Origin of the sequence: Bacteroides pyogenes DSM 20611 = JCM 6294 (genome assembly GCF_000428105.1) — a bacterium.
GTDB lineage: Bacteria > Bacteroidota > Bacteroidia > Bacteroidales > Bacteroidaceae > Bacteroides > Bacteroides pyogenes.
Genome location: NZ_ATZH01000022.1, coordinates 13,196 through 37,892 on the forward strand (window position 1 = coordinate 13,196; position 24,697 = coordinate 37,892).

The window sequence follows — 24,697 nt, forward strand, 5'->3', positions numbered from 1 at the left end:
TTCACTAATTACTCATCGATTTCAAGAAACCTGAAAGAATAACCTTTTTTATTAACAAAAATCATCAGTCACTTATGAATGGGAAAGGCACAAAAAGAGGATTGACAAACAGCAGACTTCTCGCAGCAATAGCTGTCAGCACACTGCTCCTCAACAGCGGCGACATAATGGCCGCTCCGACTGCCGAAGGCAGTATTTCGGAAGTTACGCAACAATTGCAAACAATCAATGTAAAGGGGGTTGTCGTTGATGTACAAGGACAACCTGTTATCGGTGCAAGCGTGCTTGAAAAAGGTACGACAAACGGAGGAGTTACCGATATAAACGGCAATTTCATATTGAACGTCAAATCCGGAGCCATACTGCAAATCTCTTATGTCGGCTACCGGAATCAGGAAGTTAAAGCCGAAAAAACGATGAAAATCGTTTTAAGAGAAGACACCGAACTCCTGTCGGAAGTTGTGGTGGTAGGCTACGGAACACAGAAAAAAGAGAACTTAACGGGAGCCGTCACCACGGTAGATGTTTCAAAGACCTTGGAAGGACGTCCGCAACAAGACGTAGCGAAAGCTCTTCAAGGAGCCGTTCCGGGATTATCCATCGTTTCGTCGAGCGGTAACATCAACAACAACCCGACTATCCGGATTCGCGGTCTGGGAACTTTGAGCAACGACAAAAAAAGCGTTCCGCTCATCGTTGTCGACGGCGTGCCGATGGACGACATTTCTTTCCTCAATGCTCAGGATATCGAATCCATCTCCGTGCTGAAAGATGCGGCTTCTTCTTCCATTTACGGTACACGGGCAGCTTTCGGAGTGATTTTGGTTAAGACCAAAAGTGCGAAGTCCGTTGAGCGCGTATCGATCACCTATAGCAACAACTTCGCATGGGATCAAGCTACGTTCCTGCCCGATTATCCGGACGTCCCGACGCAACTCCGCGCAGCCATCGATGCCAAGAAACGTGCCGGAAGCGATGCGGTAGAACTCTTCGGCATGTATTTCGACCAAATGCTTCCTTATGCCGAAGCATGGAAAGCCCAACACAAAGGTAAAGCAGGCTACCGGGAAATGGTGCCGTTTGAGAGTATGGACAAGGTAGGCGATTACTACATGGATCCCACCACCGGCAGAGCGTTGTACTACGCCGATTGGGACGTCAAGAAGATTTTCTATAATGACGCAACTCCTTCGCAGAACCATAATATAAATGTTCAGGGCACAAGCGGAAAGACTAACTATTACCTTTCTTTCGGATATAATTCCCAACAGGGTATCATGAAATTCAACCCCGACAAGCTGAAGAAATACAACGCTTCGGTAAACATTACCACCCAACTGAAAGACTGGCTCGAAGTAGGCGCACGAATCAATTACATCCGCAAAGAATACACAAAGCCGGATACCTGGAACTATACATACCAGTACTTATGGCGATGGGGGTCGTTCTTCGGTCCTTACGGAACCATCAACGGACACGATTTCCGTGTAATCTCCATGCAAAAGCAAGCGGCTACAAAAACCACGACAACGGATATCACCCGTATGAACACATTCCTGAAAGCTGACATTATCAAGGGGTTGACATTGAATGCGGATTTTACCTACGAAATCCAGAACATGAACAGCGGATCGTCCGACTTTCCCGTATTCGGAATGAATAATTGGGCATCGATAAAAGAACCGAGCTATATCGTAAACAAGGGAAGCACGAATGCATGGAGAGACAATTCCAAAACAAACACTTGGACTACCAACATATATGCTTCTTATAACAAAACATTCGCCCAAGACCACAACCTGACGGTCATGTTGGGAGGAAATGCGGAATCTACGCGCTACGATTACTTCTATGCATACCGCAACGGTCTGCTGGACACGAGTCTTCCTGAAATCGATCTGACCACAGGCGACAAGAAAGAAGTGAAAGGCAATGCCACTCACCGTACGTCGGCCGGATATTTCGGACGTATAAACTACGATTACAAAGGCATTTACCTGCTGGAACTGAACGGACGTTACGACGGTTCTTCACGTTTCCCGCGCAACGACCACTGGGCATTCTTCCCCTCGGCATCCGTAGGATACCGCTTTTCGCAGGAAGCTTACTTCGATAATCTCCGCCACATCATCAATAATGCCAAACTGCGCGCTTCCTACGGGGAAATAGGCAACGAAGCCGTAGGCGATTATATGTTTATTCCGGTCATCACCACCGTTTCGCAAAACGAAGATACGGGATATACCCATTGGCTCAACAGCGCAGGAAACGGTTTGATCACCCAAGCCAACATGCCTAAGCTGGTTTCCAGCGCATTGACATGGGAACGCATACGCACGATCGATGTGGGAATCGACCTCGGATTCTTGAATAACGAACTAACCGTCGGGTTCGATTGGTTCCAACGTGAGAACCGGGATATGCTTGCACCGGCCAGAACTTTTCCGGAGACCTTGGGAACTACCGCTCCTTATGAGAATGCGGGTACGCTCCGTTCGCGCGGTTGGGAACTGTCGTTAAACTGGAATCATCGTTTCAATGACGTGGAAGTTTACGCAAACTTCAATATCGGAGATTCGAAAACGACCATCACCCAATGGAACAATGACTCCAAACTACTTAATACATATTACTCAGGCAAAGTATATGGAGATATCTGGGGATTCGAAACGGAACGCTACTTTATGCCGGATGATTTCAATGCAGACGGTTCATATAAAAAAGGTGTGGCAGACCAGACCGGACTTCAAACCGACAACTTCGTATACGGACCGGGCGATATAAAATTCAAAGACTTGAACGGCGACGGCAAGATAGACGGCGGGAAAGGTACCGCCGACGACCACGGAGACCTCAAGGTTATCGGAAACAACATGCCTCGCTATGAATACAGCTTCCATATCGGCGGAGCCTGGAAAGGGTTCGACCTCGACCTATTCTTCCAAGGCGTAGGCAAACGCGAGAACTGGACACAATCGGCATTCGCATTCCCGATGATGCGCGCAGCGGATATTTCAATCTATGGCAACCAAACGAGCTATAACAGCTACGATTATGCAACAGGGCAGTGGAACATTAACCAAGGAAACGACTTCCCGCGTTTATATCCGGGCAATGAGGGTAAAGGAACCGTATCGGGAATCGAAGACGGTTGCCACAACTACTACCCGCAGGACAAATATTTGGTCGACATGTCGTACCTTCGTTTGAAGAACGTTACTTTGGGATACACAATTCCCCAACACCTGACCCGCAAGGCTTATATCGAAAAGGCACGCGTATACTTCAGCGGCAGCAACCTGTTCCTGCTGCACAAAGGCAGTAATTTACCCGTCGACCCGGAAGTCGATGAAGGATACGGAAAGCTCTCATACGGAACTTGGGGACGTACGGAACCCATTACCCGCACATTCTCGTTCGGTCTGCAAGTAACATTTTAAACAACCTTAAAACACAGAAGAATATGAAAAAGAAATACATATATGGAATCGTTGCCGTATCAATATCTCTCATGAGCTGTAACGACTTCCTCGACAAGGAGCCATTGGACCGCTTTACGGACAGTCCGGCATATTGGAGTAATCGCGACAATGTAGAAAACCAATGCAATAAACTATATGAGAACTACTCAGGCTACGGAAACGGCGGCGGTGGAGGCTGGTATTACTTCAAATCTCTCAGCGACGATCAGGCATCGGGAACCTTTACCGACTGGGCGAACGTCAACGTGCCTGCCGCGTCAGAAAACTGGAAATTGCCCTTTACAGAGATTCGCCGAATCGGTTACATTCTGCATGGTTTGAAAATATCGAGTCTCGACGAAGCGACCAAAAAGTATTATGAAGGAGTAGCCCGCTTGAACAGGGCCTGGCAATACTACCAGCTGGTGCGCATGTACGGAGATGTTCAGTGGATCGACGAAGTGATAGACCCGGCAAAAGAAGAAGAGTTGTATGGCGAACGGCTCGATCGCGACATCGTGATGGATAAGGTACTCGAAGATCTGAATTTCGCCTGCGAAAACATCACGGGAACGAATAAAGCATTCTGGAACAAAGGACTGGCCTATGCCATGAAAGCAGATATCACGTTGTTCGAAGGAACATTCTGCAAGTACCGCACAGTAGCCGAAAACGGGAAAGCTCCCGATAACGCGCGTACTCAGAAATATCTGCAGGAGTGTGTGAAAGCCTGTGAGGAGATTATGAAGATGAACTATTCGCTGAGTAAAACTTACAAGGAGATATATAATTCCATCAGCCTGAAAGAAAACCCCGAAATGATCTTCATCAAGGCCTACGCATTGGAGGTTTTCATGCATTCCACCATCGCCTATACAGGTTCATCGTCCAATCAAAGCGGCATCACCAAAGATGCTTTCGAAGCCTTCTTGTTTAAAGACGGGAAACCGCTTGCCACAACCTCTGAAAACAAAAACGACGCGGGCGAACTGATGACGGTGAATGCCGGCGTAGACGCTCAAGGCAAGCCCCTGACCGCGCACTACATCAGTATCCGGAAACTGTTGGACGTACGCGATGCTCGCTTGGAAGCTTTGCTCGACCCCATCGTTTACTTCAAAAACTGGGGTTGGCAGCGCGGCAAAGGCGGGGCGACAATGACCTCTTCCACCGGCTACGGAATCGGAAAATTCGACAATCTCGGCATGTCCGTCAACGATCGGGAGAATGTAGGGCGTAATTACACCGACGCTCCCCTATTCTGGCTCTCCGTAGTCTATTTGAATTACGCGGAAGCCAAAGCCGAGCTGGGCACTATCGACCAGAACGATCTGGACAAAACGGTGAACAAACTGCAAGCACGCGCAGGGCTTCCTCCTATGAGCCTGACGCCCGAAGCCGATCCTGCCAACAACATGGGAGTGAGCAACCTCTTGTGGGAAATCCGCCGGTGTCGCCGGTGCGAATTAATGATCGACAACTGGGTGCGCTATTGGGACCTTATCCGCTGGCATCAGCTCGATAAGCTCGACTCGAAGAAGTATCCCGATATCCTGAAGGGGGCGAATATCAAAGCCGCCATCGAGTACGCCAATGCCAACCCGTCGGATACCGACAAGAGAATCGACATATCTTTGGTCGACGGCACTTATATAGACGCTTCGGCGGATAAAACACGTATTTTCGAGGCGCGCCAATATCTGTACCCTATTCCGTCGGGACAATTGACCCTGAACAAAAACCTGAAACAAAACAAAGGATGGGAAAAATAACCGGCCGGACATGCCGGAAGTTGCACATACGAAATATTGCAATGCCGGAAGTTGGCTGACAAATTCCTAAAAACAGAATTCGCCCCTGTCGCAGATGATTGCAACAGGGGCATTTTTTTAGGCATACAGCTTTACGATGCGCTCAACAAACACATATCATGCCCGCAAATACGGATAAGAAGCACAGGATGTCGCGCTACGGCAACAGAAAGATGGAGTTTCCATTTTGTTTCACGCTGATGAAACAAAAGTTTCCCACTGGGGAAACTTTATTTTCCCGCTGTGGAAACTTTTGTTTCCCATCGGGGAAACTTTTGTTGCCCATGTGGGAAACAACGCACACCATAGATGGTCCGAAACGGAGAGAACGGTTCTCAGGCCGAAGCCTATCGTGAATCCGGAAATCAAATGCAAATTAAACCTTGCAATAGCAAAAAATATCAAACAAATGTTTCCGATACCAAAAGAAATGTTATCTTTGTTCCGGAAATAAAGCTTGACGGATACTGCTATGGGAAACGCCTGTCAATAGTCACCAAAAGCTGAAAACTCATTTTACAACAGACCTGTTTAACCGTTTAAAAACGTTTGTATATGATTCCTTCATTTCTAATAGCCGCAATAATCACATCCTTTGGAATATTCATATTCCGGGCTTTTTCAAACCCAAGAAGCAGATTCTTGCCAAAGACAGAAGAGAATAACTTGACACACAGAAATACCGCCTCGAAATTGCTTGTTTTCGCCGCCCTATGTACGGCGTTTCTTCTCCCCCCGCCGGCAAACGCGCAAAAGCTACCGAAAAATGTACTCGACACCATCGAAAGCCGCTTGAATGAAGCTGCCCGCAAAGAGGTTTCGATAGGACGCGTCAGAATAGACTCGGTGGCGATAAACAGCAAAAACAAAACGTTGCAGCTCTTTGCCAATATGAATTGCGCGTACATTCCTTTTCGTGAAAAGAACGTAGCGGATCTTTATCAAACCGTCAGACGGCTGTTGCCGGGAAGCTTCAGCAGATTCAAAGTGGAAGTCTTCACTCACGGACGCAAAATCGAAGAATGGATTCCGCAAGCCTTCCGAAGCAAAGCGGACAAAAAAGCAAAAAGGTTTCATCCGGCAGGCAAGACTCCTTTGAAGCGGGAAGCGGATGCCATACACACGCCGACGAACGGATTGTACAACCGCCACATAGCGATGTGGCAAAGCCATGGTTTCTACTACGAAGCCAAACTCGACCGTTGGGAATGGCAACGAGCGCGCATCTTCCAGACCGTGGAAGATTTATACACGCAAAGCTATGTGCTTCCCTATCTGGTGCCGATGCTGGAGAATGCGGGCGCCAATGTGCTCCTCCCTCGCGAACGGGATTGCCGAAGAGAAGAAATCATCGTAGACAACGACGGAAGCCGCGACACACAATCGGCTTATATAGAAAAGCCGGCTCAAAAAAGCTGGAAGCAAGGAGAAGGTAAAGGATTCGCCCACCTCCGTGCGCAATACATCGAATTCGAAAATCCATTCAACGAAGGCACGTACCGCCGCATCGAAAGCGTAAGGAAAGGGAAAAGGGAAAGTACGGCAGAATGGATACCGGACATTCCGGCAAAAGGAGAGTATGCCGTGTATGTTTCGTACAAGACTTTGCCCAACAGCACGGAAGACGCGCTCTACACCATTCATCACAACGGAGGCACGACGCAATTCAAAGTAAACCAGAAGATGGGCGGAGGCACTTGGATTTACTTGGGAACATTTGTTTTCGACACCGGCAAAAGCGACAGAGGAAAAGTTGTATTAAGCAACATCTCCGGAAAGGCAGGAAAAACGGTGACAGCCGACGCAGTGAAATTCGGCGGCGGAATGGGAAACATCGCCCGTACTTTCTCGGCAGAGGGCACGACGGAGAATGTGAAAAGCTCCGATACGGGAAATGAAGTGAAAGAAACCGCCAACAGCAATCACCTTCCTCTTGAAAAGAGAGACTATCGCACATCGGGCTACCCGCGTTTCTGCGAAGCTGCCCGCTATTGGATGCAATGGGCGGGCGTACCCGACAGCATTTATTCGGAGAGCCGAGGGAAAAACGACTATACCGACGACTACAAATGCAGGGGCATGTGGGTAAACTATCTGTCGGGCGGCTCTGTTGTCAACCCCTCTGAAAAAGGACTAAACATCCCCATCGATCTGGCTTTCGCTTTCCATTCCGATGCCGGCACTACTTTAAACGATTCCATCATCGGAACTCTGGGCATATACCATTCTTCCTCTTACGACGGGATGTATGCCAACGGAGCTTCGCGCACTCTGGCGCACGATCTCACGGATATCATTCAGTCGGATATCGTGAACGACATCCGCGCGCTTTACGAACCGCAATGGACACGCCGGGGGATGTGGGACCGAGCGTATTTCGAGGCACGCGTCCCCCGCGTTCCCGCCATGTTGCTCGAGCTGCTTTCTCACCAAAACTTCGCAGATATGAGATACGGACTGGATCCTCGCTTCCGCTTCACCGTGAGCCGGGCAATCTACAAAGGCATACTGAAGTTCATTTGCTCGCAATATCAGATGCCGTATGTGGTTCAACCTTTACCGGTAGACCATCTGGCGTTGCGGATGACGGGAACGAACGAAATAGAATTGAGCTGGCAGCCGGTGGACGACCCGTTGGAACCGACCGCGAAAGCCGAACAATATATCGTTTACACCCGTGTCGGAGACGGAGACTTCGACCGCGGAGTATTGGTGGGCACGAATCGTTACCGGACTACGCTACCCTCCGGTGTGGTTTGCAGCTATAAAGTAGCGGCCGTCAACAAAGGTGGAAAAAGCTTTCCCTCCGAAATTTTATCTGCCGGCGTGGCATCTTCCACCTTATCGGAAGGACGTGCGAAACCACCGGTACTCGTCGTCAATGCATTCGATCGGATCAGCGCGCCCGCCGACTTCGTAGCGCCCGCTCCCGGCGACAAAATGCTTGCAGGATTCCTCGACATGCTCGATCATGGAGTACCCTATCTGAAAGACATCAGTTACATCGGGCGAATGAAAGAATACCGCCGACAAATTCCGTGGATGGACGATGACGCCTCGGGCTTCGGCGACAGCTATGCCGATTATGAGACCCAAGTCATCTGCGGAAACACGTTCGATTATCCGAGTGTGCACGGCGCCGCAATCCTGAATGCCGGATATTCTTTCGTATCGTGCAGCGACGAGGCGGTAGAAGACAGCATAGTCGATCTGAACGATTATAAGCATGTAGACCTTATTTTAGGGAAAGAACGTCAGACCAAAATGGGAAGAGGCGGTATAAAGCCTTTGCAATTCAAGACTTTCACCCAACCCATGCAAAAAGCCATCGAGGCTTATTGCCGGCAAGGAGGCAACATCTTTATCTCCGGGGCATACGTAGGCACCGACTTATGGGACAACCCCCTTGCCCCCGGCAAAGAATGCGACAAGCAATTCGCTTCGCAGGTGCTGAAGTACAAATGGCGTGCAGGACAAGCCGCAAGAACGGGAAAGGCGAAAGGCGTCGCTTCACCGTTCCGTTTTCCCGCCGCTCACTATTCATTCAACCAAGAGCTGAACGACCAATGCTACATAGCTGAATCGCCCGACGCAATAGAGCCGGCAGACAAAGCGGCTCATACGGTGATGCGATATTCCGAGAACAATTTAAGCGCGGGAGTCGCCTACTGCGGCAATTACAAGACATACATACTGGGATTTCCCTTCGAAACGCTGCGTACGGAGGATGAACGAAACAGTTTAATGAGCGCCATTTTAACTTTCTTCGACGAATACACAAAAGAATAACCGCATGAACCGACTTTCAACCATAAGAAAAAGAATACTGGCAGCCATCCTGTTCGTACACTCGCTGGCTTTTCCAACCGGGGCGCAAGTCACTCCGTTTCGTTTTATTCAACTGACGGATACTCATCTCAGTCCGAACAATGCCGCCCCTACCGAAGATTTGCTTCGCAGCATACGGCAAATCAACGCTACGGACAGCATCGACTTTGTGCTGGTGACAGGCGACCTGACGGAAGAAGGAGACCGAAGTACAATAGAAAAGGTAAAATCGTGTCTCGACTTGCTGAAAGTGAAATATTACGTCGTTCCGGGCAACCACGAAACGAAGTGGAGCGAATCGGGATGCACTGCCTTTGCCGATGTTTTCGGCAGCGAACGATTCGATTTCACGCACAAAGGCATTCTTTTTATGGGGTTCAATTCCGGACCACTGATGCGAATGGCATACGGACACGTCGTTCCTCAGGATATCGCTTGGATGCAGGAAAGAATGGATAAAGCTCCCCAAGGACAGCCTGTGGTATTAGTCACGCATTATCCGTTATCGGACGGAGATGTGGACAACTGGTATGAAGTAACGGATGCGGTACGCCGATACAATATCCGCATGTTCATCGGCGGCCATTACCACCGTTTCCGCAACTTGCGTTACGATGGAATTCCGGGAATACTAATGCGAAGCAGTTTACGCGATAAAGACAACAAATCGGGCTATGGGATATACGAAGTGACTTCGGACTCCATACATGTATATACGCAGCGCATCGACGAGACTCCGAAAAGAGAGACCGGTTTCTCTCTGACATCGTCTTATTACGACCCTGCGGGCAAAGCCGAAAAATATCCCGACTTCACGGTCAACGAAGAGTATCCGAACGTAAGGGAACAATGGATGATACAGACAGGCGCAGGTATCTACTGTTCGCCCGCCGTGTCCGGAAATAAGATTTTTGTGGGTGACGATATGGGACGCCTCACCGCCTATAAACTAAAGAACGGCAAAAAGCTCTGGAGCTTCAATGCGGAAAAACGAATTATAGGAACTCCGGCTTTCAGCGACAATATTGTCGTATTCGGTTCGGCCGACCGTCACATTTATGGCCTGAACGCCAAGAACGGAAGACTGCTATGGAAGATTAAAGCCAAAGACTCTGTGTTAGGGGCTGTAACGATAGAGAACGGAATTGCTTATGTCGGCGCCAGCGATCATATATTTCGCGCCATCGATATCAGAACCGGAAAACTGAAATGGGAATATGATAAAGTAAAAGGGTATATAGAAACAAAACCTTTGGTCACAGATGATAAAGTTGTATTCGGCGCATGGGACAACACGCTTTATGCACTGCATAAAGCAAATGGCAAAGAAGTTTGGAAATGGACCGGCGGACTGACACGCATGCACTTTTCCCCTGCTGCCGTATGGCCGGTTTCTTCGCATGGCAAAGTATTCATCACAGATCCGCAACGCGCGATGACAGCCATCGACCTGAACACCGGGAAAACAGTGTGGCGTACTTTCCAATCAAAAGTAAGGGAAACAATCGGATTGAGTGAGGACGGCGAACGTATCTTCAGCAAAACGATGAACGACAGTATCGTATGTTATGCGGCAAGAGGCGACAAACCGCATCAAATATGGGCGGCAAACGTAGGGTTCGGCTACGAGCATGCCCCATCCATGCAGATGGAAAAAGACGGAGTCGTGTTCGGGAGCACCAAAGAGGGACTTATCTTTGCATTAAACGGGAAGGACGGACGCATATTGTGGAAGCACAAGATAGGAAATTCTTTGATAAACACAGTGATTCCCGTAAACGGGAAGAAAGTGGTATTCACCGCAACAAGCGGTGAAGCGGGAGTTTTAAAGGTAGACTGAAACCATAAAAACAAAAAGATATGACCAAAATCAGCTGTTACCTCCCCTACATAGGGAAAGAAGAAATCGAAAAAACCGTAAAAGGATTGCAAAACACCGGAGTCATTAAAAATATCTACCTGATGACGACCGGAAATCAGCCGGAAGCATTACCCGGTTGCAAGCTATTGAATATAGACAAGTTTCATAGCAGCCGCACCATGAAGGCCATCGCCGAAAGCGCGGATGCGGAATATACGCTTCTTTATACAAAGGAAACCGGATTGGAGCTGGGCATGTTTGCTTTGGAACGAATGATACAAATCGCTTCCGACAGCACGGCGGGCATGGTGTATGCCGACCGCTATCAAATGAAAGAAGGAAAGCAAATGGCCGCTCCCGTCATCGGCTATCAGCAAGGCTCTTTAAGAGATGATTTCGACTTCGGTTCCGTGATGCTGTTCGACACACAGGCGTTGAAAGATGCGGCGGCCCGCATGAAATCGGATTACGACTTTGCCGGTCTTTACGATTTACGGCTAAAAATAAGCCAAAAGGCAGATCTGGTACATATAAACGAGTATCTTTACAGCGAAATAGAGAAAGACGTAAGAAAAAGCGGAGAGAAACTGTTTGATTATGTCGATCCCAAAAACCGCAATCGCCAGATCGAGATGGAACAAGCTTGTACGGAACATTTGAAGGAAATAGGCGGATATCTGGAACCGGAATTTGAAAAAATAGAATTCAGCGAGGATCATTCAGAGTATGAGGCGTCTGTCATTATCCCCGTGCGCAACCGGATACGTACCATCCGTGATGCGATCCGTTCCGTACTGAGTCAGGAGGCCGGGTTCAAATTCAATCTCATTGTCATCGACAACCATTCGACGGACGGAACCACCGAAGCGATCGACGAATTCAAGGACGACGAACGTCTCATCCATCTTATTCCCGAACGCAAGGATCTGGGAATCGGCGGATGCTGGAATTTGGGCGTGCATCATGAGAAGTGCGGGAAGTTTGCGGTTCAGCTCGACAGCGACGACGTTTACAAAGACAAGAACACGCTGGCAACCATGGTCGACGCATTCTACCGGCAGAACTGCGCGATGGTGGTAGGAACCTACATGATGACAGACTTTGACATGAACATGATTGCCCCGGGAATAATCGACCACAAAGAGTGGACTCCTGAAAACGGACGCAACAATGCTCTGCGTATCAATGGGCTGGGCGCTCCCCGCGCGTTCTATACTCCGATTCTGAGAAAAATAAAAGTACCCAATACAAGTTACGGCGAAGATTATGCGTTAGGGCTCAACTTCTCGCGCCACTATCAGATAGGCCGTGTGTATGACGTCGTTTATCTATGCCGCCGCTGGGAAGACAACTCCGACGCTTCGCTGGACATCGTGAAACAGAATAGTCATAATTTATATAAAGACCGCATCCGTACTTGGGAGCTTCAAGCCCGGATCGCATTAAACAAAAAGAAAAAAACGAAATCTTAAAGACATCATTATATTATGGAAGAACCGAAAGTAGAGGTGGGTGTTTTGTTCAATCCGAAGATTGAGTTTGTTCTTTCCGGCAACTTCGCAATGAAGGGACGGGAAGGATCGGAACACCGTCAAAACATATCTTTTGCAGAAGGGAAACAAACAGCTGTCTATGACAAAGGGAAAGTTTTGTGGAACGGACAATACTTCGACGAACTACGGTTTGAGCCGCAAAACCCGGAGAAAGATTCGTTCGAACTGCTGGATGTGACAATCGGTATCAACTTCCACTGGGAGCGTAAGGAGAACCAACGTTTCTCAGGAGCGCTGAAGCTGATAACGGAAGGAGAACATCTGACAGCCGTCAACATCGTTAAGGTAGAGGATTACCTGACGAGCGTAATCTCCAGCGAAATGAGTGCGACAGCATCGCTCGAACTGCTCAAAGCACACGCGGTAATCTCGCGCAGCTGGCTGTTGGCCCAAATAGAAAGAAGCAAGGCCGATCATAAGCCGACGGAAAACAATCATTCGGAGTTCGTGCAAACCGACGAAGAACACATCCGGTGGTACGACCATAAAGACCATACATTGTTCGATGTATGCGCCGACGATCATTGCCAGCGATATCAGGGGATTACCCGCGCTTCTACGGAGAAGGTCAGGCAAGCCATTGCGGCAACTCGCGGGGAAGTGCTGACCTACAACCGCAAGATATGCGACGCCCGATTCTCCAAATGCTGCGGAGGCGCGTTCGAAGAGTTTCGTTATTGCTGGGAAGACGCGGAACATCCCTATCTGGCAAAACAGAGAGACTGGGCAACGGACAGCACGCCGGCGGTGAACCAACCGCTCCCCGATTTGAGAATCGAGGAAGAAGCCGACCGCTGGATTCGCACTTCTCCTCAGGCTTTCTGCCATACCACAGACAAAAAAATATTGTCGCAGGTACTCAACAACTACGATCAGGAGACCACCGACTTTTACCGATGGCAGGTTTCCTACACACAAGAAGAGTTGTCGGCACTAATCAAAGAGCGTTCGGGCATCGACTACGGACAAATCATCGATCTTGTTCCCGTGGCGCGAGGCACAAGCGGACGGCTCTGGAAGCTGAAAATCGCAGGAACTAAAAAGACATTGACTATCGGCAAAGAACTGGAGATAAGACGCACGCTCTCTTCTTCGCATCTTTACAGTTCCGCTTTTGTGGTCGACAAAGAGAATGTGTCGGCAGAAGGCATACCCGCCCGCTTCACTCTCACGGGCGCAGGATGGGGGCACGGGGTCGGCTTATGCCAGATAGGAGCCGCCGTTATGGGAGAAAAAGGGTACGGGTACGACGCCATCCTGCTCCATTATTATATAGGTGCCCAAATAGACCGAAGATACAAATAAAGAATATCCTGTAATCAGACAAAGAACAAAATCATGAATATCGTGAACAAACAAGAAAAGAAAACCAGTCCGTGGGCATGGATACCGACGTTATACTTTGCTCAGGGACTGCCTTACGTCGCCGTGATGACAATCTCCGTAATCATGTATAAACGCTTAGGCATATCCAATACCGACATTGCGCTATACACCGGATGGCTTTATCTGCCATGGGTTATCAAACCCTTTTGGAGTCCGTTTGTCGACCTCATTAAAACCAAACGCTGGTGGACGCTTACCATGCAATGGATATTGGCTTTCGCACTTGCGGGAATAGCTTTCTGCATACCGACTTCTTTCTTTTTCCAGTTGACATTGGCGGTATTCTGGATTGTAGGTTTTACTTCCGCCACGCATGACATCGCCGCCGACGGTTTTTATATGCACGCACTGACCGAACACGAACAGTCGTTGTATGTGGGAATCCGAAGCACGTTCTACCGCATCGCCACCGTAGCGGGACAAGGATTGCTGGTTATCATAGCAGGACTCATCGAAACCGGAACCGGCTTATCGCCCGCCATGCTACAGATAGAAGCCTCTCCTGCTTATACGCATACCCTCACTTTGCCGACATTTGAGGAAACAGAGATAAATGCCGGTGATGAAATGCGGTTCGTCTATACTTCTCCCATCGTGAAAGCAGGAGTAATGCCCGAAAGCGACGACCCGACAGCAATAAAAACGCAAATAGCGGAGCTGGAAAAGCAAGTCAGAGAGTGGAACATCGCCAACAAATTTGTGCCCGCCGAGAAAGAACGGACATCGGGCGCTGAAAAAGTAAAAGGAACAGACGCTCCCCAAGAGAGCGGATTTACGGCATGGGTGCGGGATGTGTTCGGAGAAAAACGGGAAACCGCCAAAGAACAGATCAACAATGTGGTGGTTGTAGGCGTACGTCTGAACAAAAAACCGGCAGCCGATGAGACGAAGGTGCTGAACGTTACCTTTAAAGAAGGAGACCAAAGCATCAGGCTGGAGCAGAACAAGCTTGCCACCCGCTTTGAATTCACCGAAGCCAATTGGAACAAGCCGGCTTATCTGCTTTTCCATATCGATCATAAAATACAGTCGGCCACAAGCGCCACATTCGAAGGCGCCTCCGGGAATATACCGTTTGCCTGGCTCATGGTATTCATCTCCTTGTCGGTCTTCTTCTTCCTGGTCAGTGTTTACCACAACTGGGTTTTGCCGAAACCGGCATCCGACCATGCGGCGGCGGATATCAGCGCGCGAAATATCATGAAAGAGTTTTTCGAAACCTTCAAAACTTTCTTTACCAAGAAGCAAGCGTTTACAGCCATTCTTTTCATGCTGTTGTACCGCCTGCCCGAAGCGCAATTGGTGAAGCTGATCAATCCTTTCCTTCTCGACCCGGTAGATAAAGGAGGACTGGGATTGACTACCGGGCAGGTCGGCTTTGTCTATGGAACGATCGGCATCATCGGACTGACGCTGGGAGGAATCATCGGAGGAATCGTCGCCGCCAAAGGAGGGCTTAAGAAATGGTTATGGCCGATGGCATGGAGCATGTCGCTCACCTGTCTGACATTTGTTTATTTGAGCTATGTCCAAGACCATTCATTGCTGACCATCAACATCTGCGTGTTCATCGAGCAGTTCGGTTACGGTTTCGGTTTCACCGCGTATATGCTATACCTGATTTATTTCTCCGAAGGAGAGCACAAAACGGCCCATTACGCCATCTGTACCGGCTTTATGGCGCTGGGAATGATGCTTCCGGGCATGGCTGCGGGCTGGCTTCAGGAAACAATCGGATACCGCCATTTCTTTGTGTGGACGATGATATGCTGCATAGCCACCATTGCAGTATGCGCGTTCATACGCATCGACCCGAACTTCGGAAAGAAAAAAGAACAATAAAAGAAGATGTGTTTCTGTGTGTTTACAACCAATTATAAAGAATAAAGTCATGATGAAAAAAGTATTTCTTATCTGTTTGTCGCTTACCTTATACGGCAATATTCAGGCACAGAAAATAACGGTAAAAACCGGAATAGAAGTCTTGAAGAGAGAACAGTTCAAATGTCTGGAAGGCAAACGGGTAGGATTGATCACCAATCCTACGGGAGTCGACAACCGGATGAAATCGACCATCGACATTCTTCATCAAGCTCCCAATGTCGACCTCGTCGCCTTGTACGGCCCCGAACACGGTGTGCGGGGAGACGTGCATGCCGGAGATAAAGTAGAGGATATGAAGGACGCCGCCACAGGGCTTCCGGTGTATTCTCTCTATGGAAAAACCCGCAAGCCCGCTCCGGAGATGCTGAAAGACATCGATGTGCTGGTATATGACATTCAGGATATAGGCTGCCGCTCCTTTACTTATATCAGTACGATGGGACTGGCTATGGAAGCCGCTGCAGAAAACGGAAAAGAATTTGTGGTACTGGACCGCCCCAATCCGTTGGGCGGAATAAAAATAGAAGGCAACCTCACGGAAGACGACTGCGTCTCCTTTGTCAGCCAGTTCAAGATACCTTATCTCTACGGTCTGACAGCCGGCGAGCTGGCTCTGATGCTGAACGGCGAACGGATGCTGAAAGACAAGAAGCAATGCAAACTGCATGTGGTTAAGATGAAAGGGTGGAAACGCAAAATGGATTACAGGCAGACGGGATTGCAATGGGTACCTTCTTCACCGCATATCCCCCACCCTCACTCCGCATTCTTCTATCCCGTGAGCGGCATTCTGGGAGAACTGCAATACATGTCGATCGGCGTAGGCTATACCATTCCTTTCCAGATGTTCGCGGCTGCATGGATAGAGGCGGAGAAACTGGCAAAGAGGCTGAACGGCCTCAACGTTCCCGGCGTTGTGTTCCGCCCCATACACATCAAACCGTTCTATTCCATAGGCAAGGGTGAACATTTACAAGGTGTACAAGTGCATATCACGGACTTCAAAAAAGCTCCGCTAAGCGAGATACAGTTCCTCGTCATGCAGGAAGCGGCGGCTCTTTACCCCGACCGTGCCATATTCGACCATGCCGATAAAGGACGGTTCCGCATGTTCGACCTTGTCAGCGGGTCGAAACAGATACGCGAACGCTTCTCGAAGCGCAACCGTTGGGAAGATATCCGCGATTACTGGTACAAGGATGTGGAGGATTTCCGCAAATTATCCAAGAAGTATTATTTGTATAAATAAACCGTAAGCGACCGGATGATTCCGGATGCGTAAAATGAAACAAGACTCATGAAAACTTCCCATACAAGCCAACGGATTCTTTCGCTCGACATCCTGCGAGGCATTACAATCGCAGGAATGATCATGGTAAACAATCCCGGAACATGGTCTCACATCTATGCTCCTTTGCGACATGCCGAATGGAACGGGCTCACTCCCACCGATCTGGTCTTTCCGTTCTTCATGTTCATCATGGGGATATCGACCTATATCTCACTGAAGAAGTACGATTTTCAATTCAGCCGCGCTGCCGGAATGAAAATACTCAGGCGAACTTTGGTAATCTTTTTAATAGGCATCGCCATCGGATGGTTCTCTAAATTCTGCTACTATTGGCCGTCGGCGCCGGACGGGCTCAGCTTCGGCGAAAAGCTTTGGAACGCGGTATGGACTTTCGACCGCATACGCATATCCGGTGTCATGCAACGTCTGGCGGTTTGCTACGGAGCCGCTTCAATCGTCGCGCTAACCGTGAAGCACCGTTATATACCGTATTTGATTGCCGCTTTACTAACCGGATATTTCCTGTTGCTGATGGCGGGAAACGGGTTCGCGTATGATGAGACGAACATACTTTCTGTCGTCGACCGTTCCGTTCTTACGCCGGCGCACATGTACAACGACAACGGGATAGACCCTGAAGGCATTCTAAGCACCATCCCCTCCATCGCGCACGTACTGCTGGGATTTTGCGTAGGACGTATCATTTTCAACAAAGAGACCCACAAAGAGCATAAAGATATAATCAATACCCTGTTCATTGCAGGTACCATTCTTACTTTCTCAGGGCTTTTGCTAAGCTATGGCTGCCCCGTCAACAAAAAGATATGGTCGCCTACATTCGTCCTCACCACATGCGGTCTCGCCTCCAGCTTGCTGGCGCTACTCACTTGGATCATCGACGTGAAAGGACATAAGAAGTGGAGCCTCTTTTTCGAAGCATTCGGCGTCAACCCGCTATTTATGTACGTGTTGGGCGGCGTGTTAAGCATCCTCACCGGAAGCATCCGGATTCCGTATGTGGGCGAAATGATGAGTATACGCCGGTTTATGTATCAGGAAATGCTCATGCCGGTATTCGGAGAAACCGGAGGATCATTCGCTTTTGCGGTGATATTCATAGTCTTCAACTGGTGCATCGGCTACCAACTTTATAAAAGAAAAATTTACATCAAAATATAAACCAAACGGCTTTCATACAGAAGCCCGAACTTTAATATAAAACAATTACATGATATTAATAGCAGACAGCGGATCTACCAAAACAGATTGGTGCGTCGCAGAGCATGGAAAAGCCCTGCAACGGATTTGCACGAAAGGCACCAATCCGTTCTTTCAGACGGAAGAAGAAATCGGCGATGAAATTGCGACCGCTCTTCTTCCTCAGTTGCAAACCAATGAATTGGACGCCGTTTATTTCTATGGCGCAGGTTGTGCGTTTCCCGACAAAATCGAGATGGTGCGCCGGGCCGTCGGCCGCCACCTTCGGGTGAAGCGGGATATAGAAGTATGCACCGATATGCTCGCCGCCGCGCGCGCCCTTTGCGGACACGAAGCGGGAATCGCATGTATCATGGGAACCGGTTCGAATTCCTGCTACTACGACGGCAGGAAAATCGCGAACAACGTTTCTCCTTTGGGATTCATACTGGGCGACGAGGGCAGCGGAGCTTATCTGGGGAAACGGCTTGTAGGCGATATCCTGAAGAATCAGATAAGCCGGGAACTGAAAGATAAATTCCTCAAACAATTCGACCTGACCCCGGCGACAATTATCGACAATGTATACCGCAAGCCTTTCCCCAACCGTTTCCTGGCAAGCTTATCCCCCTTTCTGGCGCAAAACATCCGGGAACCGGCCATCCACAGGCTTGTGCTGGAGAGTTTCAAGGATTTTCTGGAGCGGAATGTGATGCAATACGAATATCAAAAGCATAAGGTACATTTCGTAGGGTCGGTAGCCTATCACTACAAAGAGGTGCTGGAAGAGGCCGCCGAAGAGAAGGGAATCCGCATGGGAACAATCATCCAAAGTCCTATGGAAGGACTTATACGGTATCATAAATCATAACTGGCAACAACAAGAATTATGGCTTTTATAAAGATTTCAGAGCAACCTTCGCTCTACAACGACTTAGACAAGAAGTCTGTCCGGGAGATACTGGAAGACATCAACGCAGAAGACCGTAAGGTGGCGTTGGCTGTCGAGAAGGTGATTCCGCAAATAGAGAAACTGGTGAACCGGATTGTGCCGCGCATGAAACAAGGCGGGCGTATCTTTTACATGGGCGCAGGAACGAGCGGAAGGCTCGGCGTGCTCGACGCGTCGGAGATTCCGCCTACCTTCGGCATGCCTCCTACGCTGGTGATCGGACTCATCGCGGGCGGAGACACAGCCCTCCGCAATCCGGTGGAAAACGCGGAAGATGATATTCACCGCGGATGGGAGGAACTGATCGAAAACAACGTCACCGACAAAGATACGGTCATCGGAATCGCCGCTTCGGGCACAACGCCCTACGTCATCGGCGCACTGCACGAGGCCCGCGAGCACGGTATTCTGACCGCCTGCATCACCAGCAATCCCGATTCGCCGATGGCGGCCGAGGCGGACATACCGATTGAAATGATCGTAGGCCCGGAGTATGTGACGGGGAGTTCGCGCATGAAGTCGGGTACGGGACAGAAGATGATTCTGAACATGATCACCACTTCGGTAATGATCCGGTTGGGGCGTGTGAAAGGCAACAAGATGGTGAACATGCAACTAAGCAATAAGAAACTCGTAGACCGGGGCACGCGCATGCTGGTGGAAGAACTCGGACTGGATTACGGCAAAGCCAAAGCATTGCTGCTGATGCACGGTTCGGTAAAAAAGGCGACAGATGCTTACAACGAAGGAAGGCGATAACAGGCATCCGGCTTTCCGCTCATTCATCAGCCGGAACACATCTATAAACTCACGGAAAATGAAAACGATTCTATCTGTTTTTCTGCTCTCGATAACCTTACAGACAGCCGCCGCGCAGTCTTCGGGGAAAACATCGCACGAGCAGGCGAAATGCGGCGCCGACAGCGGACAAGTTGCCGGTAAGTACACCGATCACTATTACGCGCGGTACCGCCAATTTGCGGACGAGCCTCCCGTAACGTCGAAAGACATCGTGATGCTGGGCAACAGCCTGACGGAAAACGGCGGAGACTGGTCGGCGAGACTCGGCAGAAAGCATGTGATAAACCGCGGAATCATCGGAGACGAGGTGATGGGAGTATACGACCGCCTGCATCAGATATTGCCCGGAAAGCCTGCCCGGCTGTTTCTGCTCATCGGTGTAAACGATGTATCGCACGATCTGACCGCCGACAGCATTGCCGGCATGATTCGCATGACGGTAGAGCGCATCCGCAGGGAGTCGCCCGGCACAAAACTCTACCTGCAAAGCCTTCTGCCCATAAACGAAAGTTTCGGACGCTACAAGCGAATGACGGGAAAGACGGACACGATTCCCGCCATCAATGCCAAGCTGCGCGCGTTGGCAAAAGAAAAGAAGATTACGTACGTCGACCTTTTCCCGCGTTTCATCGAAAAGGGAACGAACATACTGCGGAAGGAGCTGACCAACGACGGCCTGCATCTGAACGAGGAAGGATACGCCATCTGGGTAAAAAGACTAAAAAGGGTATGGTGACGGACGGAGACGGTCTGCCGCAACATCAGGCATTGCGGCAGATCTCTCCGCTTCCTATACAAATCTTCGATTCACGGTCGTAAACCACCCCGAACTGTCCCGGAGCGATGCCTTGCAACTTTTCGGACGACAGGATGCGGAAGCGGTTTTCGCCTTCGCGAAAAAGCTTTCCACACGTAAACTCAGGTGTATGGCGTATCTTAAAGGTGACTTCCGCCCCATTCTCCGCCGCGCCCCAAGGATTGTCCGTAATGAAATGGAAGCCGTTCATGACGAATTCATTGCCGTATTGCGTCTCCACTCCATAGCCTCGCGATACGTACACCACGTTTTCTTCGATATCTTTCTTCACCACAAACCACGGGCCGCCGCTCAATCCGAGCCCTTTCCGCTGTCCGATGGTGTGGAACCAGTAACCCAGATGGGTTCCGATCCGCTTTCCCGACTCATATTCCACGATCGCCCCCTGCTTTTCGCCAAGGAAACGGCGGACGAAATCATTGTAGTTCACCTTTCCCAAGAAGCAAATCCCCTGACTGTCTTTCCTTTTGGCGGCGGGCAGTCCGGCTTTCGACGCAATCTCCCTCACCTCCCGCTTCATCAGTCCGCCGAGGGGAAACATCAGTTTGGAGACTTGCAGATAATCGATCTGCGCCAAGAAGTCGGTCTGGTCTTTCAACGCATCTTTGGCGGTAGCCAGCCAAGTTTTCCCCTCCAGTTCGACGGTGGAAGCGTAATGTCCCGTGGCGGTGAAATCGAAATGCCTGCCCACGCGCTGCTCGAAACACCCGAACTTGATGAGCTTGTTGCACATCACATCGGGGTTGGGTGTCAGCCCTTTGCGTATCTTGTCGATGGCATAAGCCGCCACATTGTCCCAATACTCGCGGTGCAGATCCACGATTTCGAGCGGCAGCCCGTACTTGCGGGCGGTGGCTGTGGCAAGCTCGATGTCTTCTTCGGCGGGGCAATCCATATGCGCCGCGCCGTCCATCCCGATTTTTATATAGAAAAGAGCAGGCTTATACCCGTGCTCGCAAAGGAGGTGCACGACAACCGAACTGTCGACACCTCCGGACAATAATGCTGCAATATTCACAAAACTAATTATTATATTATCCGCTCAATAAGCATCCGGCTCGCATCCGCGACCTTATAAGCGGATGCAAAGATAGAGCAAAAGCTTCGTGCACGCAATGGCACAATCGGGCCAATTTTATACCATAAATATGGTAGATGAGGAAAGTATTTCCTACATTTGCGAAGTAAAAAGCTGTTTTTATGACGACAATTATTAGAAAGATATTTCTTTTGCCCGCTCTGGCGGCGGTGTGCGCCGGCATTTTCTCTTCCTGCGGAGAAGACCGTTGGAAGGAGTACGAGGAGGAAACTGCGGTAGACACATGGATGCATCGCATCATGCAGGAGCACTATTTGTGGTATCAAGAGCTGCCTTCTTACAAGGAGGTAAACCCGTTTCTCGACCCGGCAGTGTTTCTGACCAAAATCAAATCGGAGAAAGATAAGTATTCGTTCGTAAATGAGCTGCGGGATGCACCGGCTCCCACTTACGGGTTCAAATATTCGCTCGTAAAAGACGCCGATTCGGAAACGAACTACAACGCATTGGTGACTTACGTGATTCCGGGCTCTCCCGCCGAACGCGCCGGACTGCAACGAGGCAACTGGATCATGCAGGCAGACGGGCGGCACATCACCAAGAAAGAGGAGGAGGAGTTGCTGCAGGGCACCCGTGCGATGGACCTGACGATGGGATCGTGGCAAGAGGTAACGCCGGAAGCGGAAGAAGGAACGGAGCCTGTAAAGGTATGGAAGGTTGCGCCGAACGGAAAAACAGTCAGGCTGGGGGCTGCCGAAACGGTGGAAGACAACCCCGTGCATGCGTACAAAATACTCACGGTGGCGTCGGTAGGCAAGGTAGGCTACCTGATGTACAACAGTTTTACCGCCGGAACAAAAGCCGAACCGCAAAAGTATAACGATCTGTTGCGGAAGATCTCGCGCGAATTCCGGGAAGCGGAAGTGAAGGCAACCATCCTCGACCTCCGCCACAACACGGGTGGAACGCCAGATTGCGTACAGTTGCTGGGAACGATTCTGGCTCCCGAATCACGCTTGGGGACGTCGATGGCTTATCTGGAATACAGCGACAAGCAGTCGGAGAAGAACCGCGAAATCACCCTCGACCGTGAAGTGCTGAAGGGCGGCGTCAACCTCAACCAACAGTTGTTGTTCGTCATTACAAGCGGAGAGACGGCCGGAATGGCGGAAATGTTGATCAGCGGTCTTTACCGGGAAAACGAAGTCCCTGCCATCATCACCATAGGGAGCGCGACGAAAGGGCAGAACATGGCTACCGAATCATTCGCCAACGAAGAACTCAGGTGGGCTGTCAACCCGGTGGTGTGCGCCATATACCGTCCCGATAAAAAGACCACATACGGTCCCATCTCTCCCGCAAGCGACTTCGTCATAAGCGAAACCTCGATAGACGGAAAGACGGACTACAGCCGCTATCTGCCTTTCGGCAATCCCGAAGAGCGGTTGTTGAACATAGCCCTCGAAACGCTGGCGGGCAACTATCCGCCCCCCAAAGAAGAAAAATAAAGCCGGAGAGCGGAGCAAGACGTATGTGCGCGGTGGCGGAGCGAATGCTTCATCCGTGCACAACGAGAATGGAACCTGTCACATGACAAAGGGTTCATTTCCTCATCACAGAGGCTCTGTTTGCCGCAAGCAGAGGCTGTGTTTGCATGCAATAGAAGCTCTGTTTACAGCTATCCGATAGTCCATTCCCATTTTCATCAAGTTAGCTTTCATGCAACAGAGGCTCTGTTTGCAACAGGCAGAGGCTGTGTTTGCATGCAATAGAAGCTCTGTTTACAGCTATCCGATAGTCCATTCCCATTTTCATCAAGTTAGCTTTCATGCAACAGAGGCTCTGTTTGCAACAGGCAGAGGCTCTGTTTGCCGCAAGCAGAGGCTGTGTTTGCATGCAATAGAAGCTCTGTTTACAGCATCAATTGGCAGGACTCCTCCATGCCGTGCAGTGTTTGTATGTAAGAAAGGCTTTGTCCGCAGTGATCCGGAAGTCTATTTCCTGAAGAACTTATCGAAAAACAGAATCTGATAGTCGATGGAGTTCCTCCAATAATCGGCATTGTGTGCTCCCGGACGCACGATAAAGTCATGGTCGATTTTGCGTCCCAGCAGTCGTTCGTGCAACTCTTTATTTACGTTCAAGAAAAAGTCTCCCTCGCCGCAATCAATTATTATCGCCAAGTCGCCATTTTCTATTCTGTCTATTTGATTCACTACGCTATGCTCGTCCCACGTCTTTTTATTGGCGGCAAACTCTCCCAACAGCTTGGAGATTTCCCAATTTCTCGGAAACATACGTATGTCTACCCCGCCGCTGGTGCTTCCGCCTGCGCCGAAGGTATCTTTATGCCGGAAGGAAATCCACAATGCGCCGTGTCCGCCCATGCTCAAGCCGGTGATGGCACGGGCTTTCCGGTGGGGTATCGTCGCATAATGGGCGTCGATATACTCCACCAGTTCCGACGAAACAAAGGTTTCGTAACGGTACGACGGATTCTTCGGACTGTCCCAATACCAACTGTTCTTTCCGTCGGGACAAACGAAAATGATTCCTTTTTCATCGGCAATCTTCGGCAGGTCGGGCTTAATCGCAATCCAGCTCTTTGCATTTCCGCTGTATCCGTGAAGCAGGTAAACAACCGGACAAGCCACCGCTTTCTTTCCGCCGGACACGTCGGGGATGACCGCCACTACCTGAACATCGCGCTGCATCGACGCGCTTCTTATCCACAACGTGTCTACTCTTGCCGCGAAAGTGACGGGCAACGAAAGCAAAAAAGTGACGAGCAAGAAGAGTGTTTTCTTATGCATACT

Annotated in this window: 13 protein-coding genes and 3 pseudogenes; 14 read left to right on the forward strand and 2 right to left on the reverse strand. The window is 49.8% G+C overall.

Translation table 11 applies throughout. The annotated features are described in order from the left end of the window. The first annotated feature begins 74 nt into the window (after window positions 1-74). From C234_RS0106080 to C234_RS15965, 13 genes and pseudogenes are all read left to right on the forward strand, one after another. Window positions 75-3,440 (forward strand): SusC/RagA family TonB-linked outer membrane protein, encoded by a 3,366-nt coding sequence (locus C234_RS0106080; RefSeq protein WP_027325040.1) that lies wholly within the window; start codon window positions 75-77, stop codon window positions 3,438-3,440. Window positions 3,441-3,463: 23 nt separating this feature from the next. Further along, a complete protein-coding gene (locus tag C234_RS0106085; RefSeq protein ID WP_027325041.1) occupies window positions 3,464-5,233 on the forward strand; it encodes a RagB/SusD family nutrient uptake outer membrane protein in 1,770 nt (589 codons plus the stop codon). A gap of 732 nt (window positions 5,234-5,965) precedes the next feature. Then, the gene (locus C234_RS0106095; protein ID WP_027325043.1) at window positions 5,966-9,061 is read left to right on the forward strand and encodes a golvesin C-terminal-like domain-containing protein; all 3,096 of its coding nucleotides are present in this window, start codon (window positions 5,966-5,968) and stop codon (window positions 9,059-9,061) included. A 4-nt stretch (window positions 9,062-9,065) separates the two neighbouring features. Then, complete coding sequence (locus C234_RS0106100; RefSeq protein WP_154656396.1) at window positions 9,066-10,940, forward strand: outer membrane protein assembly factor BamB family protein; 1,875 nt, start codon at window positions 9,066-9,068, stop codon at window positions 10,938-10,940. A gap of 20 nt (window positions 10,941-10,960) precedes the next feature. Next, window positions 10,961-12,433, forward strand: a complete 1,473-nt coding sequence (locus tag C234_RS0106105) for a glycosyltransferase family 2 protein (protein ID WP_027325045.1) — start codon at window positions 10,961-10,963, stop codon at window positions 12,431-12,433. A gap of 15 nt (window positions 12,434-12,448) precedes the next feature. After that, entirely contained in the window at window positions 12,449-13,819 is a 1,371-nt protein-coding gene (locus tag C234_RS0106110; RefSeq protein WP_027325046.1) for a SpoIID/LytB domain-containing protein, read from the forward strand. Window positions 13,820-13,852: 33 nt separating this feature from the next. Further along, window positions 13,853-14,368: pseudogene (locus C234_RS18190) on the forward strand (MFS transporter); the annotation flags it as partial. Between the two features lie 663 nt (window positions 14,369-15,031). After that, a pseudogene (locus tag C234_RS18195) lies at window positions 15,032-15,742 on the forward strand (MFS transporter); the annotation flags it as partial. 52 nt (window positions 15,743-15,794) lie between these two features. Further along, window positions 15,795-17,033: an exo-beta-N-acetylmuramidase NamZ family protein gene (locus C234_RS0106120; protein ID WP_027325048.1), complete on the forward strand. Its 1,239-nt coding sequence runs from the start codon at window positions 15,795-15,797 to the stop codon at window positions 17,031-17,033. A gap of 48 nt (window positions 17,034-17,081) precedes the next feature. Beyond that, a complete protein-coding gene (locus C234_RS0106125) occupies window positions 17,082-18,254 on the forward strand; it encodes an acyltransferase family protein (protein ID WP_027325049.1) in 1,173 nt (390 codons plus the stop codon). Window positions 18,255-18,303: 49 nt separating this feature from the next. After that, window positions 18,304-19,143, forward strand: coding sequence for a BadF/BadG/BcrA/BcrD ATPase family protein (locus tag C234_RS0106130; protein WP_027325050.1), 840 nt, complete (start codon window positions 18,304-18,306; stop codon window positions 19,141-19,143). 18 nt (window positions 19,144-19,161) lie between these two features. Beyond that, complete coding sequence (murQ, locus tag C234_RS0106135) at window positions 19,162-19,983, forward strand: N-acetylmuramic acid 6-phosphate etherase (RefSeq protein ID WP_021646002.1); 822 nt, start codon at window positions 19,162-19,164, stop codon at window positions 19,981-19,983. A 184-nt stretch (window positions 19,984-20,167) separates the two neighbouring features. Next, window positions 20,168-20,761: pseudogene (locus C234_RS15965) on the forward strand (GDSL-type esterase/lipase family protein); the annotation flags it as partial. Window positions 20,762-20,786: 25 nt separating this feature from the next. Here C234_RS15965 and mnmA read toward each other — a convergent pair. Further along, a complete protein-coding gene (gene mnmA, locus C234_RS0106145; protein ID WP_027325051.1) occupies window positions 20,787-21,860 on the reverse strand; it encodes a tRNA 2-thiouridine(34) synthase MnmA in 1,074 nt (357 codons plus the stop codon). 182 nt (window positions 21,861-22,042) lie between these two features. Here mnmA and C234_RS15970 point away from each other — a divergent pair, with 182 nt between their 5' ends. Beyond that, a complete protein-coding gene (locus tag C234_RS15970; RefSeq protein WP_081688124.1) occupies window positions 22,043-23,389 on the forward strand; it encodes a S41 family peptidase in 1,347 nt (448 codons plus the stop codon). Window positions 23,390-23,875: 486 nt separating this feature from the next. Here C234_RS15970 and C234_RS0106160 read toward each other — a convergent pair whose 3' ends face one another. Continuing rightward, on the reverse strand, window positions 23,876-24,694 hold the full coding sequence (locus C234_RS0106160; protein ID WP_027325052.1) for an alpha/beta hydrolase: 819 nt from the start codon (window positions 24,692-24,694) through the stop codon (window positions 23,876-23,878). Window positions 24,695-24,697 lie beyond the last annotated feature (3 nt).

What these genes read in the sequence shown, in the direction of transcription:
- C234_RS0106110 (WP_027325046.1), top strand. Translation starts at nt 12,449, where the DNA reads ATGGAAGAACCGAAAGTAGAGGTGGGTGTTTTGTTCAATCCGAAGATT.
- C234_RS15970 (WP_081688124.1), top strand. Translation starts at nt 22,043, where the DNA reads ATGACGACAATTATTAGAAAGATATTTCTTTTGCCCGCTCTGGCGGCG.
- C234_RS0106100 (WP_154656396.1), top strand. Translation starts at nt 9,066, where the DNA reads ATGAACCGACTTTCAACCATAAGAAAAAGAATACTGGCAGCCATCCTG.
- murQ (WP_021646002.1), top strand. Translation starts at nt 19,162, where the DNA reads ATGGCTTTTATAAAGATTTCAGAGCAACCTTCGCTCTACAACGACTTA.
- C234_RS0106120 (WP_027325048.1), top strand. Translation starts at nt 15,795, where the DNA reads ATGAAAAAAGTATTTCTTATCTGTTTGTCGCTTACCTTATACGGCAAT.
- C234_RS0106160 (WP_027325052.1), bottom strand. Translation starts at nt 24,694, where the DNA reads ATGCATAAGAAAACACTCTTCTTGCTCGTCACTTTTTTGCTTTCGTTG.
- C234_RS0106130 (WP_027325050.1), top strand. Translation starts at nt 18,304, where the DNA reads ATGATATTAATAGCAGACAGCGGATCTACCAAAACAGATTGGTGCGTC.
- C234_RS0106080 (WP_027325040.1), top strand. Translation starts at nt 75, where the DNA reads ATGAATGGGAAAGGCACAAAAAGAGGATTGACAAACAGCAGACTTCTC.
- C234_RS0106125 (WP_027325049.1), top strand. Translation starts at nt 17,082, where the DNA reads ATGAAAACTTCCCATACAAGCCAACGGATTCTTTCGCTCGACATCCTG.
- C234_RS0106085 (WP_027325041.1), top strand. Translation starts at nt 3,464, where the DNA reads ATGAAAAAGAAATACATATATGGAATCGTTGCCGTATCAATATCTCTC.
- C234_RS0106105 (WP_027325045.1), top strand. Translation starts at nt 10,961, where the DNA reads ATGACCAAAATCAGCTGTTACCTCCCCTACATAGGGAAAGAAGAAATC.